Annotated in this window: 26 protein-coding genes and 1 pseudogene; 11 read left to right on the top strand and 16 right to left on the bottom strand. The window is 61.0% G+C overall.

The genetic code is table 11. From position 1 onward, the window contains the following. Positions 1 to 128: 128 nt before the first annotated feature. From ACVILI_RS27390 to ACVILI_RS27370, 5 genes are all read left to right on the top strand, one after another. Positions 129 to 779, top strand: coding sequence for a sigma-70 family RNA polymerase sigma factor (locus tag ACVILI_RS27390; RefSeq protein WP_120145501.1), 651 nt, complete (start codon positions 129 to 131; stop codon positions 777 to 779). After that, positions 776 to 1429, top strand: coding sequence for a ChrR family anti-sigma-E factor (locus ACVILI_RS27385; RefSeq protein ID WP_038648739.1), 654 nt, complete (start codon positions 776 to 778; stop codon positions 1427 to 1429). Before ACVILI_RS27390 ends, ACVILI_RS27385 begins: the two co-directional genes overlap by 4 nt. A 9-nt stretch (positions 1430 to 1438) precedes the next feature. Further along, entirely contained in the window at positions 1439 to 2263 is an 825-nt protein-coding gene (locus tag ACVILI_RS27380) for a DUF1295 domain-containing protein (RefSeq protein ID WP_038648736.1), read from the top strand. A 2-nt stretch (positions 2264 to 2265) separates the two neighbouring features. Further along, positions 2266 to 3294 (top strand): SAM-dependent methyltransferase, encoded by a 1029-nt coding sequence (locus tag ACVILI_RS27375; protein WP_038648734.1) that lies wholly within the window; start codon positions 2266 to 2268, stop codon positions 3292 to 3294. A gap of 61 nt (positions 3295 to 3355) precedes the next feature. Beyond that, positions 3356 to 3886 carry a hypothetical protein gene (locus ACVILI_RS27370; protein ID WP_240565269.1) on the top strand — a complete coding sequence of 177 codons (531 nt, stop codon included), beginning with the start codon at positions 3356 to 3358 and terminating at the stop codon, positions 3884 to 3886. Here the strand turns inward: ACVILI_RS27370 and ACVILI_RS27365 are convergent. From ACVILI_RS27365 to ACVILI_RS27340, 6 genes are all read right to left on the bottom strand, one after another. Beyond that, entirely contained in the window at positions 3868 to 4278 is a 411-nt protein-coding gene (locus tag ACVILI_RS27365) for a DUF2177 family protein (RefSeq protein ID WP_019859902.1), read from the bottom strand. The genes ACVILI_RS27370 and ACVILI_RS27365 overlap by 19 nt on opposite strands. Positions 4279 to 4311: 33 nt before the next feature. Further along, positions 4312 to 5745 carry a cryptochrome/photolyase family protein gene (locus tag ACVILI_RS27360; protein ID WP_038648730.1) on the bottom strand — a complete coding sequence of 478 codons (1434 nt, stop codon included), beginning with the start codon at positions 5743 to 5745 and terminating at the stop codon, positions 4312 to 4314. A 13-nt stretch (positions 5746 to 5758) separates the two neighbouring features. Next, positions 5759 to 6133, bottom strand: coding sequence for a DUF2147 domain-containing protein (locus ACVILI_RS27355; protein WP_038653150.1), 375 nt, complete (start codon positions 6131 to 6133; stop codon positions 5759 to 5761). A gap of 448 nt (positions 6134 to 6581) precedes the next feature. Beyond that, positions 6582 to 8231: an alpha/beta hydrolase gene (locus tag ACVILI_RS27350; protein WP_051726935.1), complete on the bottom strand. Its 1650-nt coding sequence runs from the start codon at positions 8229 to 8231 to the stop codon at positions 6582 to 6584. Between the two features lie 685 nt (positions 8232 to 8916). Next, on the bottom strand, positions 8917 to 9108 hold the full coding sequence (locus ACVILI_RS27345; RefSeq protein WP_038648726.1) for a hypothetical protein: 192 nt from the start codon (positions 9106 to 9108) through the stop codon (positions 8917 to 8919). Positions 9109 to 9186: 78 nt separating this feature from the next. Continuing rightward, positions 9187 to 10107, bottom strand: coding sequence for a LysR family transcriptional regulator (locus ACVILI_RS27340; protein WP_038648724.1), 921 nt, complete (start codon positions 10105 to 10107; stop codon positions 9187 to 9189). A gap of 91 nt (positions 10108 to 10198) precedes the next feature. Here ACVILI_RS27340 and ACVILI_RS27335 point away from each other — a divergent pair, with 91 nt between their 5' ends. The 3 genes from ACVILI_RS27335 to ACVILI_RS27325 all read left to right on the top strand — a co-directional run bounded on the left by ACVILI_RS27335 (position 10199) and on the right by ACVILI_RS27325 (position 12581). Continuing rightward, positions 10199 to 11230 (top strand): NADP-dependent oxidoreductase, encoded by a 1032-nt coding sequence (locus ACVILI_RS27335; RefSeq protein ID WP_038648714.1) that lies wholly within the window; start codon positions 10199 to 10201, stop codon positions 11228 to 11230. Next, positions 11227 to 11649: a hypothetical protein gene (locus ACVILI_RS27330; RefSeq protein WP_240565267.1), complete on the top strand. Its 423-nt coding sequence runs from the start codon at positions 11227 to 11229 to the stop codon at positions 11647 to 11649. Before ACVILI_RS27335 ends, ACVILI_RS27330 begins: the two co-directional genes overlap by 4 nt. Positions 11650 to 12269: 620 nt before the next feature. Beyond that, on the top strand, positions 12270 to 12581 hold the full coding sequence (locus tag ACVILI_RS27325; RefSeq protein ID WP_038648708.1) for an acetate/propionate family kinase: 312 nt from the start codon (positions 12270 to 12272) through the stop codon (positions 12579 to 12581). Here the strand turns inward: ACVILI_RS27325 and ACVILI_RS27320 are convergent. From ACVILI_RS27320 to ACVILI_RS27310, 3 genes are all read right to left on the bottom strand, one after another. Continuing rightward, positions 12578 to 13093 carry a GNAT family N-acetyltransferase gene (locus tag ACVILI_RS27320; protein ID WP_019859892.1) on the bottom strand — a complete coding sequence of 172 codons (516 nt, stop codon included), beginning with the start codon at positions 13091 to 13093 and terminating at the stop codon, positions 12578 to 12580. The genes ACVILI_RS27325 and ACVILI_RS27320 overlap by 4 nt on opposite strands. Positions 13094 to 13146: 53 nt before the next feature. Further along, entirely contained in the window at positions 13147 to 13794 is a 648-nt protein-coding gene (locus ACVILI_RS27315) for a helix-turn-helix domain-containing protein (RefSeq protein WP_019859891.1), read from the bottom strand. A gap of 184 nt (positions 13795 to 13978) precedes the next feature. Further along, positions 13979 to 14377 carry a c-type cytochrome gene (locus tag ACVILI_RS27310; RefSeq protein WP_019859890.1) on the bottom strand — a complete coding sequence of 133 codons (399 nt, stop codon included), beginning with the start codon at positions 14375 to 14377 and terminating at the stop codon, positions 13979 to 13981. Between the two features lie 163 nt (positions 14378 to 14540). On the opposite strand from ACVILI_RS27310, the gene ACVILI_RS27305 reads away from it, so the two are divergent. After that, positions 14541 to 15377: a universal stress protein gene (locus ACVILI_RS27305; protein ID WP_038648705.1), complete on the top strand. Its 837-nt coding sequence runs from the start codon at positions 14541 to 14543 to the stop codon at positions 15375 to 15377. A gap of 225 nt (positions 15378 to 15602) precedes the next feature. On the opposite strand, the gene ACVILI_RS27300 is transcribed toward ACVILI_RS27305, so the two are convergent. From ACVILI_RS27300 to ACVILI_RS27280, 5 genes are all read right to left on the bottom strand, one after another. Continuing rightward, positions 15603 to 16799: an efflux RND transporter periplasmic adaptor subunit gene (locus ACVILI_RS27300; protein WP_240565266.1), complete on the bottom strand. Its 1197-nt coding sequence runs from the start codon at positions 16797 to 16799 to the stop codon at positions 15603 to 15605. Between the two features lie 4 nt (positions 16800 to 16803). Next, a complete protein-coding gene (locus ACVILI_RS27295; protein WP_038648700.1) occupies positions 16804 to 19167 on the bottom strand; it encodes an ABC transporter permease in 2364 nt (787 codons plus the stop codon). 4 nt (positions 19168 to 19171) lie between these two features. After that, on the bottom strand, positions 19172 to 19879 hold the full coding sequence (locus ACVILI_RS27290) for an ABC transporter ATP-binding protein (protein ID WP_038648698.1): 708 nt from the start codon (positions 19877 to 19879) through the stop codon (positions 19172 to 19174). Between the two features lie 345 nt (positions 19880 to 20224). Further along, positions 20225 to 20872: a hypothetical protein gene (locus ACVILI_RS27285; RefSeq protein WP_038648695.1), complete on the bottom strand. Its 648-nt coding sequence runs from the start codon at positions 20870 to 20872 to the stop codon at positions 20225 to 20227. Positions 20873 to 20932: 60 nt separating this feature from the next. Beyond that, positions 20933 to 21487, bottom strand: a complete 555-nt coding sequence (locus ACVILI_RS27280; protein WP_240565265.1) for a Spy/CpxP family protein refolding chaperone — start codon at positions 21485 to 21487, stop codon at positions 20933 to 20935. Between the two features lie 284 nt (positions 21488 to 21771). On the opposite strand from ACVILI_RS27280, the gene ACVILI_RS27275 reads away from it, so the two are divergent. Further along, positions 21772 to 21942: a hypothetical protein gene (locus ACVILI_RS27275; RefSeq protein WP_240565264.1), complete on the top strand. Its 171-nt coding sequence runs from the start codon at positions 21772 to 21774 to the stop codon at positions 21940 to 21942. 18 nt (positions 21943 to 21960) lie between these two features. On the opposite strand, the gene ACVILI_RS27270 is transcribed toward ACVILI_RS27275, so the two are convergent. Next, the gene (locus ACVILI_RS27270; RefSeq protein WP_338100939.1) at positions 21961 to 22311 is read right to left on the bottom strand and encodes a hypothetical protein; all 351 of its coding nucleotides are present in this window, start codon (positions 22309 to 22311) and stop codon (positions 21961 to 21963) included. Positions 22312 to 22599: 288 nt separating this feature from the next. Here ACVILI_RS27270 and ACVILI_RS27265 point away from each other — a divergent pair, with 288 nt between their 5' ends. Beyond that, positions 22600 to 22797: a hypothetical protein gene (locus ACVILI_RS27265; RefSeq protein WP_069092814.1), complete on the top strand. Its 198-nt coding sequence runs from the start codon at positions 22600 to 22602 to the stop codon at positions 22795 to 22797. 147 nt (positions 22798 to 22944) lie between these two features. On the opposite strand, the pseudogene ACVILI_RS27260 reads toward ACVILI_RS27265, so the two are convergent. Further along, positions 22945 to 23485: pseudogene (locus tag ACVILI_RS27260) on the bottom strand (Hsp20/alpha crystallin family protein). Positions 23486 to 23652: the final 167 nt, after the last annotated feature.

Genomic DNA, 23652 nt, shown 5'->3' with positions numbered 1-23652 from the left:
CTATGGAAGGGACTGACGTCCTCCCCTAGGTTTAATTTCTACGCAGCGGTGCGGGCTGTGGATCACCGTGTGCAGCAATCGCTGCGCGGCCAGTGATCCGAAAGGGATTGCCGCGCGTAACAGGGCTTATGAATGCAGGACATCATTTCATTGCCGACAAAGCGCTTCTTGCTTTCGATCTCGCGGAGAGCGGATTGGCGGTGACCATACGCGACGAGGGGAGCCTGTCGGCGCCGGAAGCGACCCGTTTGATGGCGGCAGTCGCGGCGAACCGCGATCGAGTGGCATTCGCGGCACTGTTCGGCTTCTACGCGCCGCGGCTGAAGGCTTTCCTGAAGCGTTCGGGGATGACGCCGTCCGCCGCGGAGGACGTCGTGCAAGAAACCATGCTGCTTGTCTGGAAAAAGGCATCGTATTTCGATCCCGCGCGTGCCGGGGTGTCGACCTGGATCTTCACCATCGCCCGCAACGCGCGCATCGACCGGCTGCGCCGCGAAAGCCGGCCGGCGGTCATTGCCGAAGCCTTTGATCCGTCCGATCAGCCTGATGCGCCGGTTTCGGGCGAGCAGGCGATCATCGCGGTGGAGCGCGAGGACCGGGTGCGGGAGGCGCTCGATCTTCTGCCGCGGGAACAGGCCGATATCCTGAAAATGTCATTCTTTGGCGAGGTAACGCAATCCGAGATCGCCGACGCGATCGGTATCCCCCTCGGCACCGTCAAATCACGCGTGCGGCTGGCCCTTGGCCGGCTGCGCCAAATCCTGGACGACCTCAAATGATCAAGCATCATCCGAGTGATGAGACGCTCTTCCGTTATGCCAACGGCTCGCTCGAATCCGGGCCGCGCATCGTCGTGGCCGTCCATGTCGGCGCCTGCACGGCTTGCGCCGAGCGCATTGCCGGATTCGAAGCGCTTGGGGGCTCCCTTCTGCACGATATCGAGCCGGAGGACATGGAAGCTGGGGCCCTCGATCATGTGATGGCGATGATCGACACCGGTGAGGCCGGTCGCGGCAAGGCCGCGCCGGCTCAGAGGCTTCCGCGCGCCGATGTGGGCATCCGCTTGCCTGAGGTGCTTGACGACTGTGGCATCGGGCCATGGCGCTGGATCGGGCCGGGCGTGCGCTGGAGCCGCGTGACGCTGCCTGATGACGACAGCGCCAACGTCATGCTGCTGAAGGTCGTGGCCGGCCGCAAGCTGCCGGAGCACACGCATGCGGGCTATGAATACACCCACATACTGAAAGGAGCCTTCTCGGACGCGCGCGGCCGCTATGGCCCGGGGGATCTCGACGAGGCCGATGACGACGTTCAACATCAGCCGATCGTCGACAAGGACGGCGAATGTATCTGCATTGCCGCGCTCGAAGGCCAGATGAAACTGAGCGGCTTCTTCGGCAGGCTGATCCAGCCTCTGTTCGGCGGCTGAGGTCCGGCAATGAGCGTCGTCTCGGCTATCGTTCTAGCGGCGGTCGCTCTTTGTGCCACCATGGCGGTGGCTTGGCTGGTCGCGATACGGACTGGCAGCTCCGGCTGGGTCGATGCGATCTGGTCTTTCGCCGTCGGCATCATCGGTGCCTTCCTGGCGCTCGTCCCATTTGTTGAAGGCGACAACGATCATAGGCGATGGCTGGTCGCGCTTTTGGCGCTGGTCTGGTCGCTGCGGCTCGGCGTTCACATCGCTGGCAGGACGATGGGCGACAGCCGCGACGATCCGCGCTATCGCCAGCTCAAGCAGCAATGGGGCGCCAGTTCCTCAAGCCGGCTGTTCTGGTTCCTTCAGGTCCAGGCGGCCGCGGCTTTCCTGCTTGCAATGTCGATCATGGCTGCCGCCCACAAGCCGGCTCCGGGGCTGGGGCCCGGCGACTGGATCGGAGTTGCGATCTGGGTGGTGGCGATTGGTGGCGAGGCGCTGGCGGACAGGCAACTGAATGCTTTTCGAGGCGATCCTCGCAACAAGGGCAAGGTCTGCGATGTCGGCCTGTGGCGCCTATCCAGGCATCCCAATTACTTCTTCGAATGGCTGGGCTGGCTGGCATACATGGCCTTCGCGATAGGCTCCCCCTCGGCCTATCCATGGGGCTTCGCCGCACTTGCAGGCCCCATATTGATGTACTGGCTGCTGGTCCATGTCTCCGGCATCCCGCCATTGGAGGCACACATGCTGCGCTCGCGTGGGGTACAGTTCCGCCGTTATCAGGAGCGCGTAAACGCGTTCTGGCCGGGCGTGCCGATGGCGGCAACAACCCGGGAAGGGACATGACAGTGAGCCTGATCTCATCCGCAATCCGTGCCGTCGAGAGCACGCCGATTCCCGATACCGCCACACGCTTTGGTATCGGCGTCCTGGTAGGAAAAACGCGCCGGCGGCTTGCCAAGGCGGGGTCGGTCGACGCGAAGCGGTTTGCTTGTGCCATGGCGGACTATTCCATCGCCGAGCATGCGCAAGCCGCAAACGAGCAGCACTACGAACTTCCGCCCGAATTCTTCGCGCTGACGCTCGGTCCCAATCGGAAATACTCCTGCTGCCTCTATCCGAATGGGGACGAGACCTTGGCTGAGGCCGAGATCGCGGCGCTGGAGCAGACTGTCGAACATGCCGGCCTTCGCGATGGCCAATCCATTCTCGAACTTGGCTGCGGCTGGGGTTCGCTGACGCTGTACATGGCTAAGCGTTTTCCGGCCGCCCGCATCGTGGCGATGTCGAATTCGACGCCGCAGCGCATGCATATCGAAGCGGAAGCGGCGGCGCGCGGGCTGCGCAATGTCGAGGTCATCACCGCCGACATGAACGGCTTCGAGCCGCGAGAGCGCTTCGACCGCATCGTGTCGGTCGAGATGTTCGAGCATATGTCCAACTGGCGCGACCTGCTTCCCCGTATCCGAAGCTGGCTGGAGCCCGAAGGCAGGCTATTCGTCCATGTCTTCAGCCACCGCCACAGTCCCTACCGCTTCGATCATCGCGACGACGCCGACTGGATCGCACGGCATTTCTTCACCGGCGGCATCATGCCGAGTCACGGGCTGATCGGTCACTTTGCGGACTGTTTCGCCATCGAACGCGACTGGCGTTGGAACGGCATGCACTATGCGCGCACCGCGCAGCAATGGCTTTCGCGCTTCGATGACAATTACAAGCGCATCGGCGAGATCCTTGCCGATGTCTACGGGCGGGATGCGGCGCTTTGGCGCCGGCGCTGGCGGCTGTTCTATATGGCCACCGAAGGTCTGTTCGGTCACGATCAGGGCAGGGAATGGGGCGTCAGCCACTATCTGCTGCGGCCGGCCTGGTAACATGGAAGGACTTGCACGGCTATGGCGCCGGGTCGCCGGTTACGCGGCGCATCCCGACCCCTTGACCAGCGCGGCCAACTGGATTGCACTGGTCGTTGCCTGGAACCAGCCGTTCTACCCGCTGTACCTTTGGGCGGCGGTCGGCGCCGACAAGATAGCTCCTTCGTTTCTCACGTTCATGTCAACGCCGATCTTTATGGCTGTTCCGGCTGTTGCCAAACGGCATGCGCTGGCCGCCCGCGTCCTGCTGCCGCTGACTGGCATCGCCAACGAGATCGTAAGCACCAAGGCGTTCGGCGTTGGATCGGGCGTGGAGATTTTCCTGGTTCCCTGCGCACTGATCGGTGCCGCGCTGTTCAGGCCGTCGGAGCGGGCGATCGGGCTCTTTGTGGTGGGGCTTAGTGCGATAGCCTATTTCATCCCGCATCGCTTTTTCGGCGAGCCGCTGGCCGGTTACACGGCCGCCGATAACAGCGCCATGGCCGGCTTGAATGCCTTGAGCGCCGCGACGTTGATCGTCTTCATCGGCTGGCTGTTGTCGGGTGCTGTGCCGGCCCCGCAACAGCCTGGCGATCAGGCGCCGCGCAGATAGTAGCGGGTCACCAGGAAGCCCACAGTCGCCGCAACCGCGCTGAGCAGCGAACCCCAGCAGATATCCGCCACAGTGATGATCGTCGGCCAGCCGCGGATCGTGGCCTGGTTGGTCAGATCGTAGGTCGCGTAGGTGAAGAAACCATAGAGCGCGCCATTCAGCGCGGCTGTTGTCCATTTGCCGCTCGAAAAAGCCGGCGACGTTGCGAAGATTATGAGACCCACGACATAGATCAGGTAGAATGCCGCAGCAGGAACAGGGTTGAATACGTCAACCAGTATGTCCCCGACATAGCGGCGGTAAAGGCGCTGCGACATCGTCGTGAGCCATACCGCGTCAATGGCCAGGAAAGCGATCAGAGTGGTTGTGTAGGCGACGGCATACCGCATCATGAAAACCTTCCCGTTGTTGTTTGATCCACTGGCTCAATCCTTTAAGGACTGATAGACGATCAATGCCCTTTCTCGTGCCGCACCGTGGTCTACGATCGGATTGGGGTAGGTCTTGCCGAGCACGATGCCTTTGTCCTTCAGCACGGCAGCGGGAGCCTCCCATGGCCGATGAATATAGCGGTCGGGCAATGCAGAGATTTCCGGGACGTGCTGACGAACGTAGTCGCCGTGAGGGTCGAACTTTTCGCCCTGCAGCACCGGGTTGAAGATGCGAAAATAGGGCGCCGCATCAGCTCCGGATCCGGCCACCCACTGCCAGCTGGCCGGATTGTTTGCGGCGTCCGCGTCGACCAGAGTGTCCCAAAACCACTTTTCGCCGTGGCGCCAGTCGATCATGAGGTCCTTAATGAGGAAGGACGCCACGATCATGCGCACGCGGTTGTGCATCCAGCCCGTTCGCCACAATTCGCGCATCCCGGCATCCACGATTGGATACCCTGTCAGGCCGCGCTGCCATGTCCGAAGCGCCCGCATGTCGTCCCGCCACGACATTGCGTCAAACTCCGGCCGGAAGTTGCGCCCTGAAAGATCGGGATTATGAAACAGCAGATGATATGAAAATTCCCGCCAGCCGATCTCCGCACGAAACTTCGAAGTTCCCGAGCTTTTCGATCTGCGCAACGCGGCGAATATCTGGAATGGCGTGATCTCGCCGAAGGTCAGATGCGGGGAAAGTCGCGATGTTGACGGCTGGCCAGGATAGTCACGTTGGCGTTCATAATTGGCCAGGTCGTGCTCAATGAATTGACCAAGCCTGGCCTGAGCGCCTTTTTCGCCTGGTGTCCAAGTCTCGCGCAAGCCATACGCCCAGTCGGGTTTGCTAGGCAGCAAGTCAAGCTCGTCCAGGCGCAAGCCGCCAAGCTCACCCCTCCAACCATCAATCTGTCCCGGGGTATCGATCGGATCGCGAACATCGACCTTGTACGCCATCGCCTTCCAAAATGGCGTATAGACTTTGTAGAAGCCGCCGGAGCCAGTCTTGAGGAGCGAAGGTTCATGCAGGAGCGCGCCATCGAAGCTGAGTGCCGTGAGCCCCTTTTCGCGCAGGGCGGCTTTCAGCCTGGCATCGACCCCCGCCTCCGAGGGGTCGTAACGCCTGTTCCAGAACACGCAATTCGCGCCGCTGGCGTCGATCGCCTTGGCGACGGCGTCTTCGGTGCGTCCCTGTGCCAGAAATAGATTCGCTCCAGCCTTGCGAAGCAGATCGCCAAGGGCCGCGAGCGAGTGATGGAGCCACCAGCGGCTGGCCGCTCCCATGGCCCTTAGACCTTTGGTTGTCTCGTCCAGGATATAGAGCGCTACGACGGGAGCGCCGCGCTCAGCTGCCGCCGCGAGCGCGGCGTTGTCACCCATGCGCAGGTCGCGCCGGAACAGCACAATGGTGGGAGCTTGGGCTTGTCGGCTCATTCCGTCTCGCAGATCATTTTGCCGGGGTCCAGCGCACGTTCTTGCAAATCAAGCCTGCGCCTATGCAGCCCCTCGTGGTGAGCCCCCCCTTCCTCACCGTCAACATCATTGAATAGGTACGGTTTCGCTTGGGGTCGTAAGCCTTTCCGGCCAGCGTGCCTTGTGACGCCGGTCTTAGCGTCATGATCAGCTTGTCGCCCGCCTGTTCACCCTTGCTGGTGTCGCCGACCCACAGATTGGTCGCGCACAATTGCTGTCCACAAGGCGCGATTGAGACCTTGGCGTTGCCGTCGTCTCGCATCCATATGCCGCGGCTGTCCGAGAATGCGTCGGCTTGTGCCGCCGACCCGAGAAACACGGCACAAAGGAATGCGATTGTCCCTTGCATCGTCCCAATCTCCACTAACTGGCTAGATCTGTTGATTCTACGCTGCTCCGGGACGTTTGGATCACCGGTCCCGATTGGCGGCGCCAGGGACCAAGGACCGCCGGGGTTCATTTCCCGCAAAGGTGGAAACTTCACCGGGTCAGCGCCGAGAGATTAGCGGCAATCTGACATTGCGAACTGACATTTCGCTTGTGGCCCGACAGCCGTCGGTTAGCCAAGCGCCCCATGAACGCGGGTAGAGATTAGCTTCGCCACGGGCCTAAATGGTGACGTGGCCAGCAACCGGGTTTGCATTTTCTTCTGCCGGGATGTGAGTGCTTCCGATGAGGCCCACCGCGCCGCCGCGCATCACTCAGCATAGTTCTTCGCTGGTCTTCAATGATCCTCCCGAAACTGATCGTCATGATCCATGTCAATGAGCGGGTGGAATACAGTTCAGCCTTCGGCTCTATCCGGCCTTAGAAGGAAACGTACGGGTGAGGTAGTGTTGGATTGTGTCGACGAGGCGGTCCGAATCGGCGCCCCAGATCAGGTGGTCATCGCCCGGGAGCTCGATCAGCGTGGCGCCAACAATGCGCTCGGACAGGTAAAGTGCTTCTTCGACCTTGACCCATCGATCGCCTTTCCTGTGGAGTATGAGAGTGGGCACATGAATCGCGTGGAGGATACTACGGACATCGACTTCGGCGCCCCAGCGCCATAGTGCGATCGCGTCGGAGGGAGACGCCGAATTCCTCAGATAGGCTGCAAACCATTGTTGCTCGTGCGTATCGTTCGCCAAGCTCGGCGCCCCTCTTCCCAAATCCCAAGGCTCTCCCCACTTGCGTTCGATTTCGGCCAGTTCTTCTTCCATGTCCTCTCTAGTCTTTGCCCAAGGATAGTCCGGTGACCAAAGTCCTTGAGCATAAGCACCGTGAAGAATGAGTGCCTCGGTTCGTTCGGGATAGGTCGCCGCAAAGAGCATGCATAGGACGCCCCCTTCGGAACTGCCGAATAAGACTGTCCGTCGCGATCCGATTGCATCGAGTACCGCCCGCAAATCGTCCGCCCGCTCCTGCATCGTTGGAAAGCCCACGTTGCGATCGGAAAGCCCAGTGCCTCGCTTGTCGATGCGGACCAGCCGGCAAAATGACCCAAGCCGCCGCAGCACATGCGTAAGCCGAGGAGATTCCCAGGCATAGTCGAGGTTGGAAACCCAGCCCTGTACGTAGACGAGGTCGAACGGCCCCCCGCCGGTTACCTGATAGGCAACGCTGACCCCGCCCGACTTTACATAGTGTGTTTCTGGGCGCAGCGAGGCTGGCACCGGGTTATCGACTGGATTTCCCTCATAACTTAAGCACGGTGTTAGGCTCGGTTTGGACGGTACGAAACGGCTAGCACGGAGCCTGTCGTTCAGCTCACGCGTCTCCTTCTCCGGTTCCACCTGGAGGTGCTTGCGAAGGACCTCGCGGCATTGGGCATACTGCCTCAGTGCCATGTTCAGTCGGCCTTGGCGGGCGTAGATTTGCATGAGGCCTCGGTGGATGTCTTCCCTAAGAGGATCAGACCCGATCAAGCGCCTCGCTGCCTGGACATATGCGGCCAGATTGTTCTCGACCGAATAGCGATGGAGAAGTTTTTCCAGAACGCCGATCCAAATCGTCCTCAATCTCTCACGTTCCACCCTGAGCCAGTCGTTGAACGGTTCTTCCTTCAGGGCGAAGCCATCGAGCAAGTCACCGCGATAGACAACGACGGCTTGCTCAAGCTGCTCGAGGGCTATACCTGACGCTAGGCGCTCGAACCGTGCCACATCGATCTCAAGATCGTCGAGCTTGAGGGTGACATTGTCGCCGTGTGCCAAAAGGCGTCGGCCGTCGACCGATGGCAACGCCTTCCTGATCGCCGACAGAGCCTGTCTAAGGTTCATCCGCGCCTGCGGCTCCCCGGTATCGCCCCATAGAAGCGCGGCGAGTTTCTCGCGCGAATGGGACTGTCCAGGATTGAGTGCGAGATAAGTCACCAAACCACGCGCTTTGCGGCTCAGCGCTGCATTGGCAAGCTCGCCTCCAGCAAGAGTGAAGCCGCCGAATAACAGAAGTTGTGTTTGCGCCACCGTTCGCAAGCCATGTTGGACACTCGATTGTTCCCCGGACCTGGTGCGACTTCAACTGCAATCTGGCTGGACAGACGCTTTTCACGAACCAATCACAGTTCTTCGTACGCATCCCTCACGGCCATAGGAGAGGCTCTCAAATCAACACTTCGCAAGGGAAACGCTATGCTTGGCCCCAGCCTTTCCGATTGGCCCATTCGATCCAGGAGATCGTCAACGGTAGAACAGCCCCCCGGCGACATTCGGTTATCCCGTTATGACCTTGCACTGGCATCCTACCTGGAACAACAAGAAGCCCATCGCGCAGCGATCATGGCATCTCGACAACATGCGCAGATACGTCTGGGCACTCTGGCGCTCCTGCGTCTATCGAGGGTCGGCCGCTTCTTGAAACGGACAGCCCCGCCGCGATAAGACCTGTTGCGCTTCATCCGTGACAAAGCAGACAGTCTGCGTGCGGCCCCATTTCGGTCATTCACTACAAGGGAGTTCCTGGCGACCTGCGGCTAAATCGGCGATATCTCGAAGCCTGTAATTAGTCGCGTTCATCGTCCTTAGGTTCGCCAGACCATACGAGAGAATACGAAGGAAATGGGCTGGCGAACCACCCGCTAACGTATTGATTTCCGGTGGAAAGCGACGACCCTCCGGGCCCACTAACTTATTACAAATCAGTGGCTTACGCTTAATTCTTCGATCTTGAATAGAGTGTTGTCGCGTAAATCTCTGCCTTTGGGGTGAAATGATCGACCTCCCAGGCTTCATTGTTGCCGAGATCCTCGGCGCCCTTGTCGCCTTGTTCCTTGCGGGCAGGTTGTTGGCCGGGCCGAAGCCCGTCACTTCCGCTGCAAAACAGTTCCTCGTCCCAAATCGGCATGGACCTGGATTTCCATCGCAGGATCTGGAATCGTCTCAGCGATTTGGATGAGCTCGCCCACCATGGCGTGATTGCCGGCTACACCGCAAGACTGACCCGTGCAGTCTCGCGCAGATGCTCGAGGAAGGCCCGCACGGCCGGGTTGGTTCGCCTGCTCGACGGCCACAGCGCGGTGATGTTGTCGCGCTCAACGGCAAAGTCGCCGAGTACTAAGGCCAGTTCACCCCGCGCGACGTAAGGGGCGGCGACGAAAGTTGCGCTGATGCCGATACCGCCGCCGGCGACCAGGGTTGCCATCACCGCTTCGCTGGCGTCGACGATGATCCTTGACGTTGGCACAATCTCAATTTCGCGCTCGCCAATCCGAAAGGGCCAGCGGAAGGCTTGGCCGCTGCTCTGATACCTCAGATTGACCGTGTCGTGTGCTGCCAATTCGTCCGGATGCGTAGGCGTGCCCCGCGCCGCCAGATAGGCAGGCGCGGCGTACGCGCAAAGCCGCAACGGGGAAAGCCGGCGGGACAACAAACGAGAGTCCGCGAGTTCTCCGATGCGAACCGCGATATCAATGCCCTGTTCGACGATGTCGACCAGCCGGTCGTCAATTCGAAGGTCGATGCTCACCTTTGGGTGAAGCTTGCGGAAGGCGGGCAAGGCGGGCGCGACCAGATGGAGCCCGATCGGCAGCGACACTGCAATCCGCAAGGTGCCGGTCGGCTCAGCGCGAACGGCTTTGGCGACCTGTTCGATCTCCTCCGCGTCACGCAACAGCCTTACAGCCCGCTCATGCAGCTCCCGGCCCTCGGGCGTCAGCGTGAGGGACCGGGTAGTCCGGCTAAACAAGGAAACGCCCAGTTGCTGTTCGAGGCGCTGGACACTCTTGCTGACAGCGGACGGGGAAATTCCAAGCGAGCGGGCAGCCGCCGTGAAGCTCCCTAACGATCCGGCCCGGGCGAAAGCAATCAAACCCGTCAGCCGATCCAGTGCGACTTGTTCCTTCATGGAACAATTAAATCAAATCGGGCGGCAATTATCAACTTGGAGTCGAGCCTCTATGTCCACCTCCTGTGAATGCACTCGGTGGAGAGTTCCCATGACCAAAATAATGAAAGCGGTTCGCCTGCACGCGTTCGGTGGCCCTGAACAACTGATCTACGAGGATGCTCCAAAACCGGTGCTCAAATCCGGAGAGGTGCTCGTCCGCGTTCATGCCGTCGGCCTCAACCCGCCCGACTGGTACCTGCGCGAGGGCTATAAGATGCTCCCGGCTGAATGGCAGCCCAAAGTTTCGTTCCCGATCGTGCCCGGCACCGATGTCTCAGGTGTCGTCGACGCGGTCGCCGACGACGTGCAGGGCTTCGCGGCCGGCGACGAAGTCTATGCGATGGTGCGCTTCCCCGCCGGGCTGGCTGGTAAGAGCAGCGCCTATGCGGAATACGTCGCAGTGCCGGCGACGGAACTTGCTCTGAAACCCTCCGGCATCGACCATGTTCACGCGGCGGGCGCGCCGATGTCGGTGCTCACCGCATGGCAGTTTCTGATCGACCTCGGGCACAACGAGCCCAATCCCCTCCAGCCGCACCAGCACGAGCCGGTCCCGCTCGCGGGAAAGACGGTGCTGGTCAACGGCGCGGCAGGCGGAGTCGGCCATCTTGTGGTGCAGCTAGCGAAATGGCGCGAAGCGCGAGTGATTGCTGTGGCGTCGGGGAGCCACGAGACGTTCCTCCGCGACCTCGGCGCCGATGATTTCATCGACTATGGGAAGGTCAAGCCCGAGGAAGTGGTGGGCGACGTGGACCTCGTCGTCGATGCGGTCGGCGGCCCAGCGACGACCCGCTTCCTGCCAACGCTGAAACGGGGCGGCGCTCTTTACCCCATCTTCCCGCTTGGCTTCGACGGCAGCGACGAAGCCAAGCGGCGAGGCGTCACCGTCTCGACGACTCAGGTCCGTTCGAACGGCGCGCAGCTTGCAGAGATTGTGCCGCTTCTGGACAGCGGCCTGATCCGCGTTGGAGTCGACAGCATCTTCACCCTGGCCGAGGCCCGCAAGGCCCACGAGCGCGCTGCTGCCGGTCATATTCGCGGCAAGATCGTCCTGACGGTGGCACGCGGTCAACTGGCGTGAGCGCCTCGCCGAAATTCTCTCACGGCACCATGGCATGGTTCGAAATGGTCGGCACATTGATGTGCGCCGACACAGCTCGAGCAGACCTCGCGCCCGACCTGAATTGGTCGCTCGTGGAGCGCTATGTCGACGGCGCGACACTGCCGGACGGGCGTATTCAAGGCATTCGTTTTGACATTGTGAACGGGGTGCCAGCGTTCCAAATAGGCGTTGACAAGGACGAGCGGGGCGACGTGACGATCGAGGTATGCTCCGCTACGGCCCGCGAGCTGAACCTGCTTTACGCCGCCGATCCGGCGTATGAAGCTTTTCGCGACCGGGCTATACGCCAGGGCCGGCTCCGGGTCGATGGAGATCTTGGTGCGATGGCCCATTGGCTCGCTGCACTCCACGGCCCAATCGTTGACCACACAAGCTGAGTTACGTTGGCTACAAGATCGAATCGACGCGCCAGCAGTCTAAGCTGGGCGAATTGGGTCGGTTGCTGTTTTTCCTGCCTCGGAGACATTGCGCATCGAAGTTACGCCGCTAACTGCTGGAGTTCATGGCCCGTTTGGATACCCACAAATCGCCTGGAAACCCCGTCGATGGCTTTGCGGCTCGACGGGTATTATCTGCCCTACGCATCGGCCTCAGCGCAGGCTGGCACACAAGCTGCGGGCGGACGAGCGGGAAACCCGGGCTGAAGGCGGTGCCGACTGTCCTGCCGCGCTCAAGCATTCTAGGGATTTGATTGAGGGTTGCGAGTGCGCTGACGCCGAAGCCTATGTCCGCGAGACACTTTGCAGGTTGTGACGCTCTGCCGGCGCCGATTGCAGGATGACCGTCTCTGGAACCTGATTGCAACGTAGCTCTGAGACCTGCGGCCACCACAGATGCTGGTCTGGGCCGGACAAGGATATGCCGAGGGCAGATGCCTGCGGAAGTGCGGCCAACGACAAGAAGCCCGGCTTCTCAACAGTAAGCGAGAGGTCCCTTGCGCCCTGCCGGGCCGGCCGCCCGTTGAACCATCTACAGCCTGGAGGATGCGACCGCATGCATGACCTCGTTTCGCGCCCTGGAATACAGCGCATGGACCACCGTCGCCGATGGCCTTCGCCCGCTGGACACGCTGGTGTTCACGGCCGGCATTGGCGAAAACGCGCCGTTGGTCCGGGAAAGGATCGGCGCCGCCGCGGCCTGGCTTGGAGTCGGCCTCGACGAGAAGCGAAATCGAAGAGGCGCGGAAGTTGTCAGCAATCCCAATTCCAGCGTCGATGTCCTGGTCATTCCAGCGGATGAAGAACGTGCTGTCGCGGCGGAGATGTCGATCTTGCGATCTCTGTGGAATCAGGATGGACCAGGCCTCTAACCGGCTGCGCGCGCCCCTAGTTCCCGCCGAACCAGGACGAGCGTCGCATCGTCGGGGTCAGTCGTGACCGTGAAACCCATGTCGCGCTCGACCTCTATCGCGGCACGGTTTTCACGGCTCTCGATCGACTCGATCGCTTCGAGGCCAAGTTTTTCGGCATATTTCGAGATATGGGCGAGCAGGTTCCAGCCAACGCCCAGATGCTTGCGATCCGCGCGAATGCAGATCGCGACCTCGCCGGTTCGGTCGGCGCGATCGCTTGCCAATGTAGCAACGGCGATCAACATCCCGTCGGTCGAGAACGCCACGAAATTATGGATGTGGGCATCGTCTGAACGCGTCATCGCCGCCAGCCGTTCATGCGAAACTTCCTTCACGGCGCCGAGAAAGCGGAAACGCAGGTCTTCCGGGGTGACATGCGTGAAGAACTCGGCCAGCGTCGGCTCGTCCTCAGGGCGGGCGCGACGCACTTCGAAGCGAAATCCGGTGTGGGTGGTAAGTGTATCGTTCATGACAATAGGGTCCCTGATCTGAGGCTGACGTTACGCTGTCTGCTTGGGAGGGCTCATTCGCCCATGGTCTGCAACACGTCCTGCTTGAGGATTTCGACGCTGCGCAGGTTGAGCAGGCGGATCACGCCCTTGTCCTTCAGCCGGGTGAAAACCCGCGACACGGTCTCAATGGTGAGGCCGAGATAGTCGCCGATGTCCGTGCGCGACATCGGAAGCTCCACCTGCCGCAGACCGCCTTGGCGCTCCACCATGTCGACCAGGAAGGCGGCCACGCGTTCGATGGCGTTCTGGCGACCCAGGACGAGGAGGTGTTCCTGGGCTCTGGTCAACCCCTTGAGCGCCAAGGGCAGCAACTGATGCGACATGTCCGCCCCAGCATTGAGGCGGAAAACGCGAACACCGGTGGCATTGATCGCTTCGGCGAAGAAGTGGTGCGTCGCGCCGGCTTCGAAGCCGAATGTCTCTCCAGCAAGATGGAAGGCGCTGATCTGCCGGCGTCCGTCAGCGAGCAGGCGGTAGATGCGCACGGCGCCGAATTCGACTTGATAGAAGGCACCAGCCTTCTCGCCCTGGGCATAGATTTCTGAACCGGCTGGAAAGAAGCTGATCGGCTGGACCGGCCCGGAACCGAGTGTCGCTGGCAGAGCCGGCTGAGCAAGATGCGACGACAATGAAATCCTGGAGGAGGTATAGGCTTGCATGGCTGTCTTCCCGGTTGATCCGTGGCACAGCAATCGCGCAAATCGACGGGCGCCGAAATTCGGTTATGTCCCTACGGGAAACTACCTAGGCCAGGCCCGGGCGGCAGGCGGAGACGTTGATAATGGCGGGTGCATGCCTCGAACGTGCGCCGCAAGTCATTTCGGCGATCTACCGTGCCTGGGTCTAATGCTGCAGCGTCGCGATGTAACCCGCCAGGTTGTGGATGCGTTCGGTGGTCACCACCTCGCCGCCGTTAGGGCCGTAGGTTTTGGCATCGTCTTCAAGGAATACCCGACCCCAGACAGGCATCTCGCGTTTGCCATGGCTTGATACGGCATAGCGACCGTCAATTGTTGCAAAGACCCTGGAATAGGGAAACGTCCCACCATTCCGTTGGGAAAGATGCGTCAGGTCGGCCGGTCGCTTGACCAGCAGGTTGCGCAAGGGACCGTCACCCTTGCCGTCGATACCGTGACAAACGGCGCAGGAGTTCAGATATTCTGCCTGGCCGTAACTCATCTCCTGCGACCTGGACGCTTCGCAGGCCAGGGTCGCCAAGGCTGCTGCGATCAGAAATCTCATGTGCGCATCCGCCGATTGATCGGCTGAGCCTACCGCGTAAATCCGCAGACATGTTGATCCGGATCAACTGGGCGTCCGCGTGGTCTTGATTCAGCGCAATGAGCGCGGCGAACGGTCTGGCTATCGTCGTCACGGAATTTGGCCAAGAACAGGAGCAACTGCCATGGCTTTCAAGACGATCCTTTCGGTTACGGGCCCGCATATGAGCGACGACGATCTCAAACTCGCTGCCGACCTTTGCGACGAAATTGGTGCCCATCTTGCCGTTCTTGCTGTTGCCATCGCCGCGCCGCCGCCGGTCGGAGAGTATGCGGCAATCGTTTCGGAAGACTGGCTGAAGGAGCGGCAGGTCGACGAGACGCTCCTGAAGAAGCGAGTGACTGCCGTGTCGGCCTTTCTCGCCGGCAGGGCGCTTTCGGCCGATGTCTCCAGCGAATATCCGGAGGTTGGCGGGGCTGACGAAAGAATCGGTCGTCGTGCACGCTACGCCGACATTACGGTGATCGGGCCGGAGTTGCTCGCTGGCGAGACGTTGAAAGGCAAGGTGATCGAGGGCGCCTTATTTTCGTCCGGGAAGCCGCTGCTGATCGTTCCCTCGGGGAGTCGCGCGACACTGAAGCCGAAACGGGTGCTGGTCGCGTGGGACGCCCGCCTGGAGGCATCGCGCGCCGTCCGTGAATCACTCGAAATGTTGATCGGCGCCGACCAGGTGCGCCTGGTCATGGTCGATCCGGTTGAGGACGAATACCACCATGGTCAGGAACCCGGTGCCGATGCCGCCGCCTATCTCGCGCGACACAGCGTGAAGGTTATGATCGACCGGCTGCCGAGTTCAAACCATTCCATCGCCGACGTTCTTCGCCAGCACGCGATCGATATCGCAGCCGACCTGATGGTGATGGGCGCCTATGGCCATTCGCGATTGCGCGAGCGCATCTTCGGTGGCGTGACCAGGTCGATGCTTGAGGAGCAGTCGCTGCCGATCCTGATGGCGCGATGAAGTCTGACCGAGGCGTCGCGGCTGCATTCTTGGATCGTTTGCTGGCAATGAACCGCCTCGGCTTTCTTCTTACTCGCATCAGGACCAGGCGAGTGCAGGATCGCGGCAAGGGATTGATCCGACCCAGAGCAGTTCCTTCTCATTGGCGCCCCTCGTCGAGCGTGTCGATCGGGACGGCACAAAGGGACCCCGCATCCATTTGACCGTTTTGCCAGGCATCGGACTTCAGTCGCGTCGCTCCACCAGGCCATCGTCGACAAGGGTGTCGGACGGGTGGACGACGACGCTCGCGCCGGGTTTCAGACCCGTCAGCACTTCCGCAGTATCGTCATTCATATGCCCGATTCCAATTTCGGTTTGTTTTGCGCGGCCGCCATCGGCTACGAAGACGTTCCACCGATCGCCGTTCCTGAACAGCGCCCCGATCGGCACCTGGATGCATCGGACGCACTCCCAGACGGTCATTTCGACGAAGACCCGATAGCCGTGGCCGAGCCGGACATCCGTATCTTCCAGATCCAGAACGACGGTAACCCTCTGCTCCTCGATCCCGAGCGCGGAAACCTTGGTGAATGCGGCCGGATCGACGCGTCTCACTCTCGCATGCAAAGCATGATCCCCGCCCCAGTCACTGATCTCAGCCTTTGTCCCAGGGGCGATGCGCACCGCGTCAGTCGACAGCAGGTCGACAGCGATCTCCAGATCGTGGACGTTGCCGATTTCGGCGATCTTGGCGCCGGCCGTCACGGCTTGTTCGCTCCTCGCCATGACGGAGAGAACGTTTCCGTCGATGGGAGCCAGAAGATTGACGCAGCAGCTTTCACCGGTCGGGTCCGCCGGATCAGGCTGCAACAGGCGGGCCTCGGCGTTCGCAAGTTCCGCATTTCTGAGTCCTATGACCGCTTTCGCCGCGTCGACAGCGGCTTTTTGCAGGTCGACTTCGTTGGTGAGCCTCTGCAAGGCGCTCTCCGAGACAAAACCGGACCCGAACAATTTGATTGTCCGAGCCAATTCGTCCTCCGCCAGCTTCAATGCCGATTGCGCACGCTGCAAGTCGATCTCGGCAACACCGACACCAGCGCGCGCCGCGTCTCGGCTGGCAAGCAGTTCGGCTTCCGCGCGCCGGTCGATCAGTGGCGGGTCGAGCGGATGGATGGCGGCAACAACGGTATTGTTCGCTCTCACCAAGTCGCCTTCGTTCACCACCGTGCGCGTCAGATGACCGGCAATCGGCGCCGATACCGTGTAGACGTCGCGCACGCGCGTCATACCTTCCTCACGGACCGTGACTCGCATAGGCGCTGCGGTCACCTCGGCCAAATCCACCAACGCCGGCCGCGTGCGCAAAGCCCAGCCAAAGCCGGCGACGACCGCAACGGCAAGGAGCGCAAGCCCGACGCGTTTGACCCAGGTCGACTTCATTGGACTAATCCCTTGTCTTGAGGACACGCACGAGATCAAGGCTGTCGATACGACGCCGAACGATCAGTGCCGAAAGCGTGGCCACGGCGAGTACGACCAGGCTGGCAAGCGCGAAGGTGGACCGGTTCACCACGAACGGAATGCGGAAGAGGTCGCTCTCGAAACCCCTGACGACCGACCACGAGAAGAGATAGCCGAGGATCCAGCCAAGCGGTTGCGCCAAAGCGACGATGCTGGCCAGTTCGATGAGCAGGACACTCGACACTTCACTCCTGGTGAAGCCGAGCACGCGCAAGCCGGCGAGTTCGCGGGCGCGCTCGGAAAGCTGGATACGGGCGGAGTTGTAGACGACGCCGAAGGCAATGATGACGGCAAGTGCCGTGTAGACGCTGGTCATGATCGTGATGTTCTCTCCGATTGTCTCGCGGAAGCGCTGGCGCGATATGCCCTGCAGTGCGATTGAAGCGATAACGGGCGTCTGCTTGATGGCTGTGTAGAGGTCACCGAGGCGCGCCGAATCGATCGCTACCCTGACCCCGGAAATGCGGGGTCCGCCGCCGACCAGCCCGTCGAGCGCCTCGGCGCGCATGTAGACGGCGAGCCCGACATAGCTCTGGACGATGCTGGTCACGGGAACGCGGACCACTTGATGCGCCTTTTCGAGCAGTTCGACCTCGGCCAGATCACCGATACGCAGGTGGAGCAGCGAGGCGACCCTTTCGGACAGCATGAGGCCGGCCGGCGGCGGGTCGATTGGATCGAGATTGAGATCGAGAACCCGCGCGAGGTCCGCCTGTCGGGGAACACTCGAGATCACCAGCCGGCGCTCACGATAGCCATGGTGCAGGATCACAGCCGTTGCCCGGAACGGCTCCGCGCGCAGCACGCCCGGCATGGCTGCGACAGACTGCAGGGCGCGCGGCGGTTGCTCGACACCGAACGACAAGGTCGCATCCTGTCGCTCGGCACGGAAGAAAACCGTGTCGACCATGAACGCTATGGAATCGAAGGAGAATAGCGCCGTGACCAGGAGAGCGACGGCGAGCGAGGTCCCCAATGTCGTCAGCAACGAGCGCACCGGCCAGCGCACCAGATGCCTGAACGCCATGATGGTCAATTGCGAGAAAGCCGACAGGAGATTTCCGTCGCTCGTGAGGAAAGCCCGGTATCGGGCCGGGGCGGGCGGTTGCATGGCGACCGCCGGCGGAAGCGTCACGACGCTCCAGATCGCCCGCGCCGCGCCCAACAGCGCTGCCAGTGCGCTTGTGGCGGCGGCGATGGCATAGAGATCGAGGCTTTGCTGGAAGATGAGGAAAGGAAAGGAGAAGAACCGGGCATAGAGCCTGGTGAGGCCGTGGCCAAGCCAGTTGCCGGCACCGGCGCCGATGGCGATGCCGATCAACGCGATCACCAGCGTCAGCTTGGCATAATGCCAGCCGATTGCCCCCGATCCGTAGCCAACGGCCTTCATCAGCCCGATCTGTTCGCGCTCGAGCACGATCAACCGCGACAGGATCATGTTGACCAGGAAGGCCGACACAAACAGGAACACCGGTGGAATGACGGTGGCCATGGCGCGAAGCTGGATCAGCTCATTGTCGAGGAAGGCGTGGGATATCTGGTCGGCGCGCCCGTGCGCACCGGTTCCACCGAACGGCTTCAGGATACGGTCGACCGCGTCCTCGATCGCCTGGACGTCGGCACTGCGCTGGGCGCGTATGGCAACATCGTTGAATGCGCCATCCATGTCGAAGATGCCGGCAAGCACGGCTCGCGGCATGAAGAAGACGCCGAAGCGCCGCGGGTCCGGCACCATGTCGCCAGGGCCGAGCGCGTAGATGTATTCGGGCGTGAGTACGATGCCGGTGACGGTGAGCGTCCGCTTTCGGCCGTTCAGAATGGCGTCGAACGTGCTGCCGGGTGCCATGCGATGTGCGGTGGCGAACCGTTCAGTGACCGCTACCTCGCCGGGGCGTCCGGGTTCAGGCAGCCGGCCGATGCGTAGGTAAAGTCTGTTGGCAGCGGGCACACCGCGGTCGGGGATCGAGACGGCGATTGCGGTTGCCGGTTCGGCCATGCCAGGCATATCCAGCAAAACCGGCTTGACGATGCGCAGTTCGAGGCCGCTGACCCCCGCGATCGATGCCATGCGTTCGCGAAGGTGAAGCGGCGCGCGCGTCAGCCCCGAGAAGACGGTGGCAAACCGGTAGCGGTCATAGAATGCGGTGCGGGTTTGCTCCAGCGAGCGATAGCCTCCGACTGCGATGACGATCGTTGCAACGCCGCAGGCCATGACGAGCGCGATGGCGAGGACCTGCGCCCACATCCGCAGGATATCGCGCAGAAGCTTGCGATCGAGGACCGGCACGGCACTACCAGCTTACTTCGGCGGGCCGTGCCCGCTGGTCGTTGACCGCGGCATCGGCAATGCGACCGTCCTTGAAAGTGAAGACGCGGTGCGCGATCTGCCGGATGCCGGCATTGTGCGTGATGATCGCCATGGTCGTCTTCATCTCCTCATTGATCCGCGACAGCGCTTCGAGGACCAGAATGCCTGTCTTCGAATCAAGGGCGCCGGTCGGCTCGTCGCACAGCATGACTTCCGGGCGTTTGGCGATCGCACGGGCAATCGCCACCCTTTGCTGCTCGCCGCCGGATAGTTGGGCGGGGAAATGCGCCATGCGATCCCTGAGGCCGACCATCTCCAGCGCCTCATCGGGCTTCATTGGATTGGACGAGATCTCGGTGACCAGTGCGACGTTCTCCCAGGCGGTGAGGCTCGGGATCAAATTGTAGAACTGGAACACAAAGCCGACATGGTCACGCCGGAAGCGGGTGAACTGCCTCTCGGAGAACGCGGTCAGATCCTGGCCGCGAAAGCGGACCTCACCTGCGGTCGCGCGGTCAAGCCCGCCCATGATGTTGAGCAGTGTCGACTTGCCACTGCCTGATGGTCCAAGCAGGACCGCGATCTCTCCCTCATAGAGATCGAGATCGACACCGCGCAGGGCGAACACCTCGACCTCGCCTGAGCGGTAGACCTTGGTCACCCCATGGGCAGAAAAAATCGGAGACTGCATGCTTCCCGGGCCTTGTGTGTCCCGCCGACAGTCGCGGCATTTGCGACTGGAAACCTTGATGCTCGTCAAACCTGCCGACGGGCCTGCCGGATGGAGAACAGAATTTGGAGCAGCTCAAGCAGGCCGGGAGCTTGGTCGTCTGCGGGAGGAGGTCTGCGCTTCAGCGCGCCGCCGCGGTCGACGCCAGCTCCACGCCGTGCGCACGATGTCGTCCATGCTCCACGGGTTCCCAACCGAGCACTTTGCGAACGCCGCTGCGTAGTTCACGGCCGTGCCTTGTTTGATAGGATATTTTTCCTATATGCGGGTCACCCATGTCCTCCCCTGACATGGGGAAGCGATGGGTTATCCTCCCTGATCCGTCGCGATGCTGAGCCCGCTGCCACCTCCCTCCGGCAGCGGGCTTCCTTTTGTCGATGCATCTGATTGAGTGCGGTGGGACTCGACGGCGAGGCCATCCATGCAGTGCATGAAATTGCTGATTACGGATTCCCCTGGCGCGGACGCAATCTTGTAGGTCCGCATTTCGGAGTTTGAATCTGGGCGTGCAAAATGCACCTCATAGACCCCGGCAATCACTGCCCTGATGAAAGCCGCGGCGACAAGAGGGTCTTGTGTCGTCGCCATGACGGTACCGTCGTCATAGTTTTCGTAGTCCAAATGGCCGAGCGAATTGAATGTGCGCGAGCTGAACGCAGCGTCTGAAATCCGCACTATTTGATATGTGCCTGATGGGGTGAGGTCGGCCGCGCCCATCAGAAAGCCGGCCAGAACCGTTCCGTCGAATTTGTTGTAACCGGCAATCGTTATGAACTTGACGGCTTCCCGCGATGGCGGGTTGCTGACGTCTAGGACGATCTCGCATACCCGTGCTTCTTCGCTCTCGTCGGCCCAATTGCTGTATGCCACCCGCGTCGGAAAGATCGTCGAGCCGGCGCCCTGGCTAGCGCCGAGCAGAGTTAAGGCGGTCAAAAGGCGAAGTGCGACGAACATGCGTTCAATTTCTCCGCGCTATCCGGCTCAGCCGGCGCCGCGATCAGGACGCAATGGAGGCTATCTGGACATCATTCCAGGACCGAAGCCCGAGCGCCCCATGCCCATGCCCATCATCGGCAGGACGATATCGTCGGCGGCCCGCCTCTGCTCATCGCTCAGCTTTGCGTATAGTTTCTCGACTGCCGCCCTCACGGCCTTCACCTGTTCCAGACGCGCTTCGAGATGGCTCTGTTGGTAAGCCAGTCGCTCGGGCAGGGGTTTCTTCACGAACTCGCCGTCCTGGAATTCCTTGAGCATGTCCTGCATCAACGCGTTGTGAGACTCGGCCGTGCTGCGGATGACACCGGCAAGTTCATCCCAGGACGGCATCTGCTCCTCGGTGATCTTCAGTTCAGTCTTGAGGAAGGCGAGGCGTCCATCGACTCGATCGAGCATCTGGTCTGAATCATAGCCACCCATGGGGCCGCCCATGCCCCATTGACCCATCATCATCCGGCCCAAGCCCCAGCGAGGCCACCAACCGGAATCGTTCTCGTCAGCCCCGGCCACAACAGGCATCGCGACAAGGCTCAGCATCAGGCCGGCGACGACACTACTGCGCAAATTGGACATCGGTCGTCTCCTTCACAGCGGATTCGAAGTGTCAAAGAAATCACACGGCGGCGCTGAAGGCCTTGACCTGCATCAATGGGTGCCGTCGATACGGCCATAGCTGTAGTGTGGATTGCTCGGGAGAGCTTTAGTAAGAGAGTGGCTTGAAGCTACGGAAGTCCCGCGCCATCTGAAGCACGCCTTTATGCGACAGACGCATCGGCTGAATTAGACGCGGGCAATTTGGCTGTGATATGTGGGTGCACGGACGAACAGGGAAGCCGCTGCGGCTGCTTATGTGATGAGTGGATAAGCGGATCGCCCGCCTGAATATCGAGCATTTTCGCCAGCGCTTGGCAGAGGAGCAAGATCAACTCAAGCGGAAGGCGTTGCTTGATCTGCTGGAAAAAGAAGAAGAAAACCTCCGAAAGGCCGAGGAGGCCGACAAGGGAACAAACGGGCACAGCAACAAATAGAAAAACGCGGCAATGCCGCTAGACATCTGTCTTGTCAGGTTTCCATGTTCTCCAATGGGTAGGTGAGATGTCCAGCCGTTCCTTCGTGGCCGACTTGGTCCAGCCTGCCAGTATTCGCCTGCAGGGAAAAACGAGGGCGTGAACGCTGTCCCCGTCCATGACGGCCAATTCCAAATCCCGATCAAAAGGGGCGGTCGATATTGGTTGCCACATGGATTCATTCTTGGAAGGAACGGCCAAAGCGTCCTTGACGCAGGTCAAATCCAAAGACCAGGCATCTTGCCTGCCGGCCACGTGAATGCCTTCCAAACGGCGATCACTAGTCGAGTTTCCGGTAGTTGGGCTGCCACGTTCCGCCAGGTCTGCCATTTAATCATCTCGCTGCTATGCAGGTCCGGCACGTTCGATCGTGTCTCCCCTGCTTTGGGGGGTGAGACGCGCGGGAGAGCTCTCGGTGGCGAAGCTGACTTCACCAAGATCGAAACGACGATCTGCCTCTGATGACATCAATGGCGCAATGTCTGACATTGCGAAATTCGGTTTGATCCTTACGGGGTTTCACCTAGCCAGCCGCAGCGGACCTGCGTTGGCGTAAATGGCTTTGAGCGGCCCGCACTTGGGTGTAGAATGTCGTTGTCCTGGCAATTGAGGAACGTCATGGACCGCTTTATTGCGCGTGCCAACATCGCCCACTTTCAGGATCTGCTCGCGCGCGAGACGGACCCCGAACAAAGGCGTGTCATCGAAGGTTTGCTGGCGTTGGAGCAGAAGAAGCTTGAGATAGCCGAAAGTCAGGCTCGCGATCACTCCCGCGTGCCCGGCAAACTAGGAAGCGTGGTCAAGCCCTCGCGTTGATATAGCGAGGCGATGCGGCGGTAAGTCGAAATGGCTGCGCTATCCCGACTGGGGTAACCACCTAAATGCAACTTGGGATATCGCATTTAGTGAAGGTCTCAGCGCGCCGGACTGACGCGCTGAGACGGACAACGTTCAGCACGCAGGTTATGCAGCCTTGACCGTAATCTTCTTCTCGGCCTTCTGGGCTTCGGCTGTCTTGGGCAGCTTCACCGTCAGTACGCCCTTGGTGAAGCTTGCATCGATCTTGTCGGCGTCGACGCCTTCAGGCACTTGGAAGGAACGCTGGAAGGAGCCGTAGCGGCGCTCGGACAGATAGTAGTCCTTGTCCTTCTCTTCCTTTTCTTCCTTCTTCTCGCCCTTGATCGTCAGCGTGTGGTTGGAGAGTTTGATCTCGACATTCTTCTCGTCGATGCCGGGCAGTTCGGCCGTGATCTCATACTCCTTGTCCTTTTCGACGAGGTCCATCGCCGGCGCCACTGGCCAGTCCGCGCTACGCAGCGATGGCAGTTCACGACCGAAAAGGGAGCGGGTCGAGGGCAGCCGGAAATCGAAAGCGTGGAAGTCGTCGAACAGTCGGTCGATTTCGCGGCGCAGGCTTTCGAACGGTGCCGTCCAGTTGTCGGACCGGGGCAGGGGCAGTGCTCTTCTCTGTCTTGACGGGGAGTTTGGTGGCAGCTTCAGCCATGGTTCTTCTCCTTTGGTGAGTTGATCGGCAGGTATCGCCGCCTCCACTCTTCCACCTTTAGGTCTCCCATGAGGCGCTAGAGCTGGAGGTCAACGAACCCGCTCGCCGGGTGTCGTCGCCGAACTGGTCCATTGCTGCGCGAACCCGCGGTCTTGCCGCGATTTATC

The organism is Mesorhizobium sp. USDA 4775 (assembly GCF_054062655.1).
This window is presented reverse-complemented; position numbering and strand designations above follow the sequence as displayed.

Excerpts from the sequence above, each read along its gene's own strand:
- ACVILI_RS27390 (WP_120145501.1), top strand. The coding sequence starts at position 129 with ATGAATGCAGGACATCATTTCATTGCCGACAAAGCGCTTCTTGCTTTC.
- ACVILI_RS27385 (WP_038648739.1), top strand. The coding sequence starts at position 776 with ATGATCAAGCATCATCCGAGTGATGAGACGCTCTTCCGTTATGCCAAC.
- ACVILI_RS27380 (WP_038648736.1), top strand. The coding sequence starts at position 1,439 with ATGAGCGTCGTCTCGGCTATCGTTCTAGCGGCGGTCGCTCTTTGTGCC.
- ACVILI_RS27365 (WP_019859902.1), bottom strand. The coding sequence starts at position 4,278 with ATGATGCGGTATGCCGTCGCCTACACAACCACTCTGATCGCTTTCCTG.
- ACVILI_RS27360 (WP_038648730.1), bottom strand. The coding sequence starts at position 5,745 with ATGAGCCGACAAGCCCAAGCTCCCACCATTGTGCTGTTCCGGCGCGAC.
- ACVILI_RS27355 (WP_038653150.1), bottom strand. The coding sequence starts at position 6,133 with ATGCAAGGGACAATCGCATTCCTTTGTGCCGTGTTTCTCGGGTCGGCG.
- ACVILI_RS27345 (WP_038648726.1), bottom strand. The coding sequence starts at position 9,108 with ATGCCGATTTGGGACGAGGAACTGTTTTGCAGCGGAAGTGACGGGCTT.
- ACVILI_RS27340 (WP_038648724.1), bottom strand. The coding sequence starts at position 10,107 with ATGAAGGAACAAGTCGCACTGGATCGGCTGACGGGTTTGATTGCTTTC.
- ACVILI_RS27335 (WP_038648714.1), top strand. The coding sequence starts at position 10,199 with ATGACCAAAATAATGAAAGCGGTTCGCCTGCACGCGTTCGGTGGCCCT.
- ACVILI_RS27325 (WP_038648708.1), top strand. The coding sequence starts at position 12,270 with ATGACCTCGTTTCGCGCCCTGGAATACAGCGCATGGACCACCGTCGCC.
- ACVILI_RS27320 (WP_019859892.1), bottom strand. The coding sequence starts at position 13,093 with ATGAACGATACACTTACCACCCACACCGGATTTCGCTTCGAAGTGCGT.
- ACVILI_RS27315 (WP_019859891.1), bottom strand. The coding sequence starts at position 13,794 with ATGCAAGCCTATACCTCCTCCAGGATTTCATTGTCGTCGCATCTTGCT.
- ACVILI_RS27310 (WP_019859890.1), bottom strand. The coding sequence starts at position 14,377 with ATGAGATTTCTGATCGCAGCAGCCTTGGCGACCCTGGCCTGCGAAGCG.
- ACVILI_RS27305 (WP_038648705.1), top strand. The coding sequence starts at position 14,541 with ATGGCTTTCAAGACGATCCTTTCGGTTACGGGCCCGCATATGAGCGAC.
- ACVILI_RS27300 (WP_240565266.1), bottom strand. The coding sequence starts at position 16,799 with ATGAAGTCGACCTGGGTCAAACGCGTCGGGCTTGCGCTCCTTGCCGTT.
- ACVILI_RS27290 (WP_038648698.1), bottom strand. The coding sequence starts at position 19,879 with ATGCAGTCTCCGATTTTTTCTGCCCATGGGGTGACCAAGGTCTACCGC.
- ACVILI_RS27285 (WP_038648695.1), bottom strand. The coding sequence starts at position 20,872 with ATGTTCGTCGCACTTCGCCTTTTGACCGCCTTAACTCTGCTCGGCGCT.
- ACVILI_RS27280 (WP_240565265.1), bottom strand. The coding sequence starts at position 21,487 with ATGTCCAATTTGCGCAGTAGTGTCGTCGCCGGCCTGATGCTGAGCCTT.
- ACVILI_RS27270 (WP_338100939.1), bottom strand. The coding sequence starts at position 22,311 with ATGGCAGACCTGGCGGAACGTGGCAGCCCAACTACCGGAAACTCGACT.
- ACVILI_RS27265 (WP_069092814.1), top strand. The coding sequence starts at position 22,600 with ATGGACCGCTTTATTGCGCGTGCCAACATCGCCCACTTTCAGGATCTG.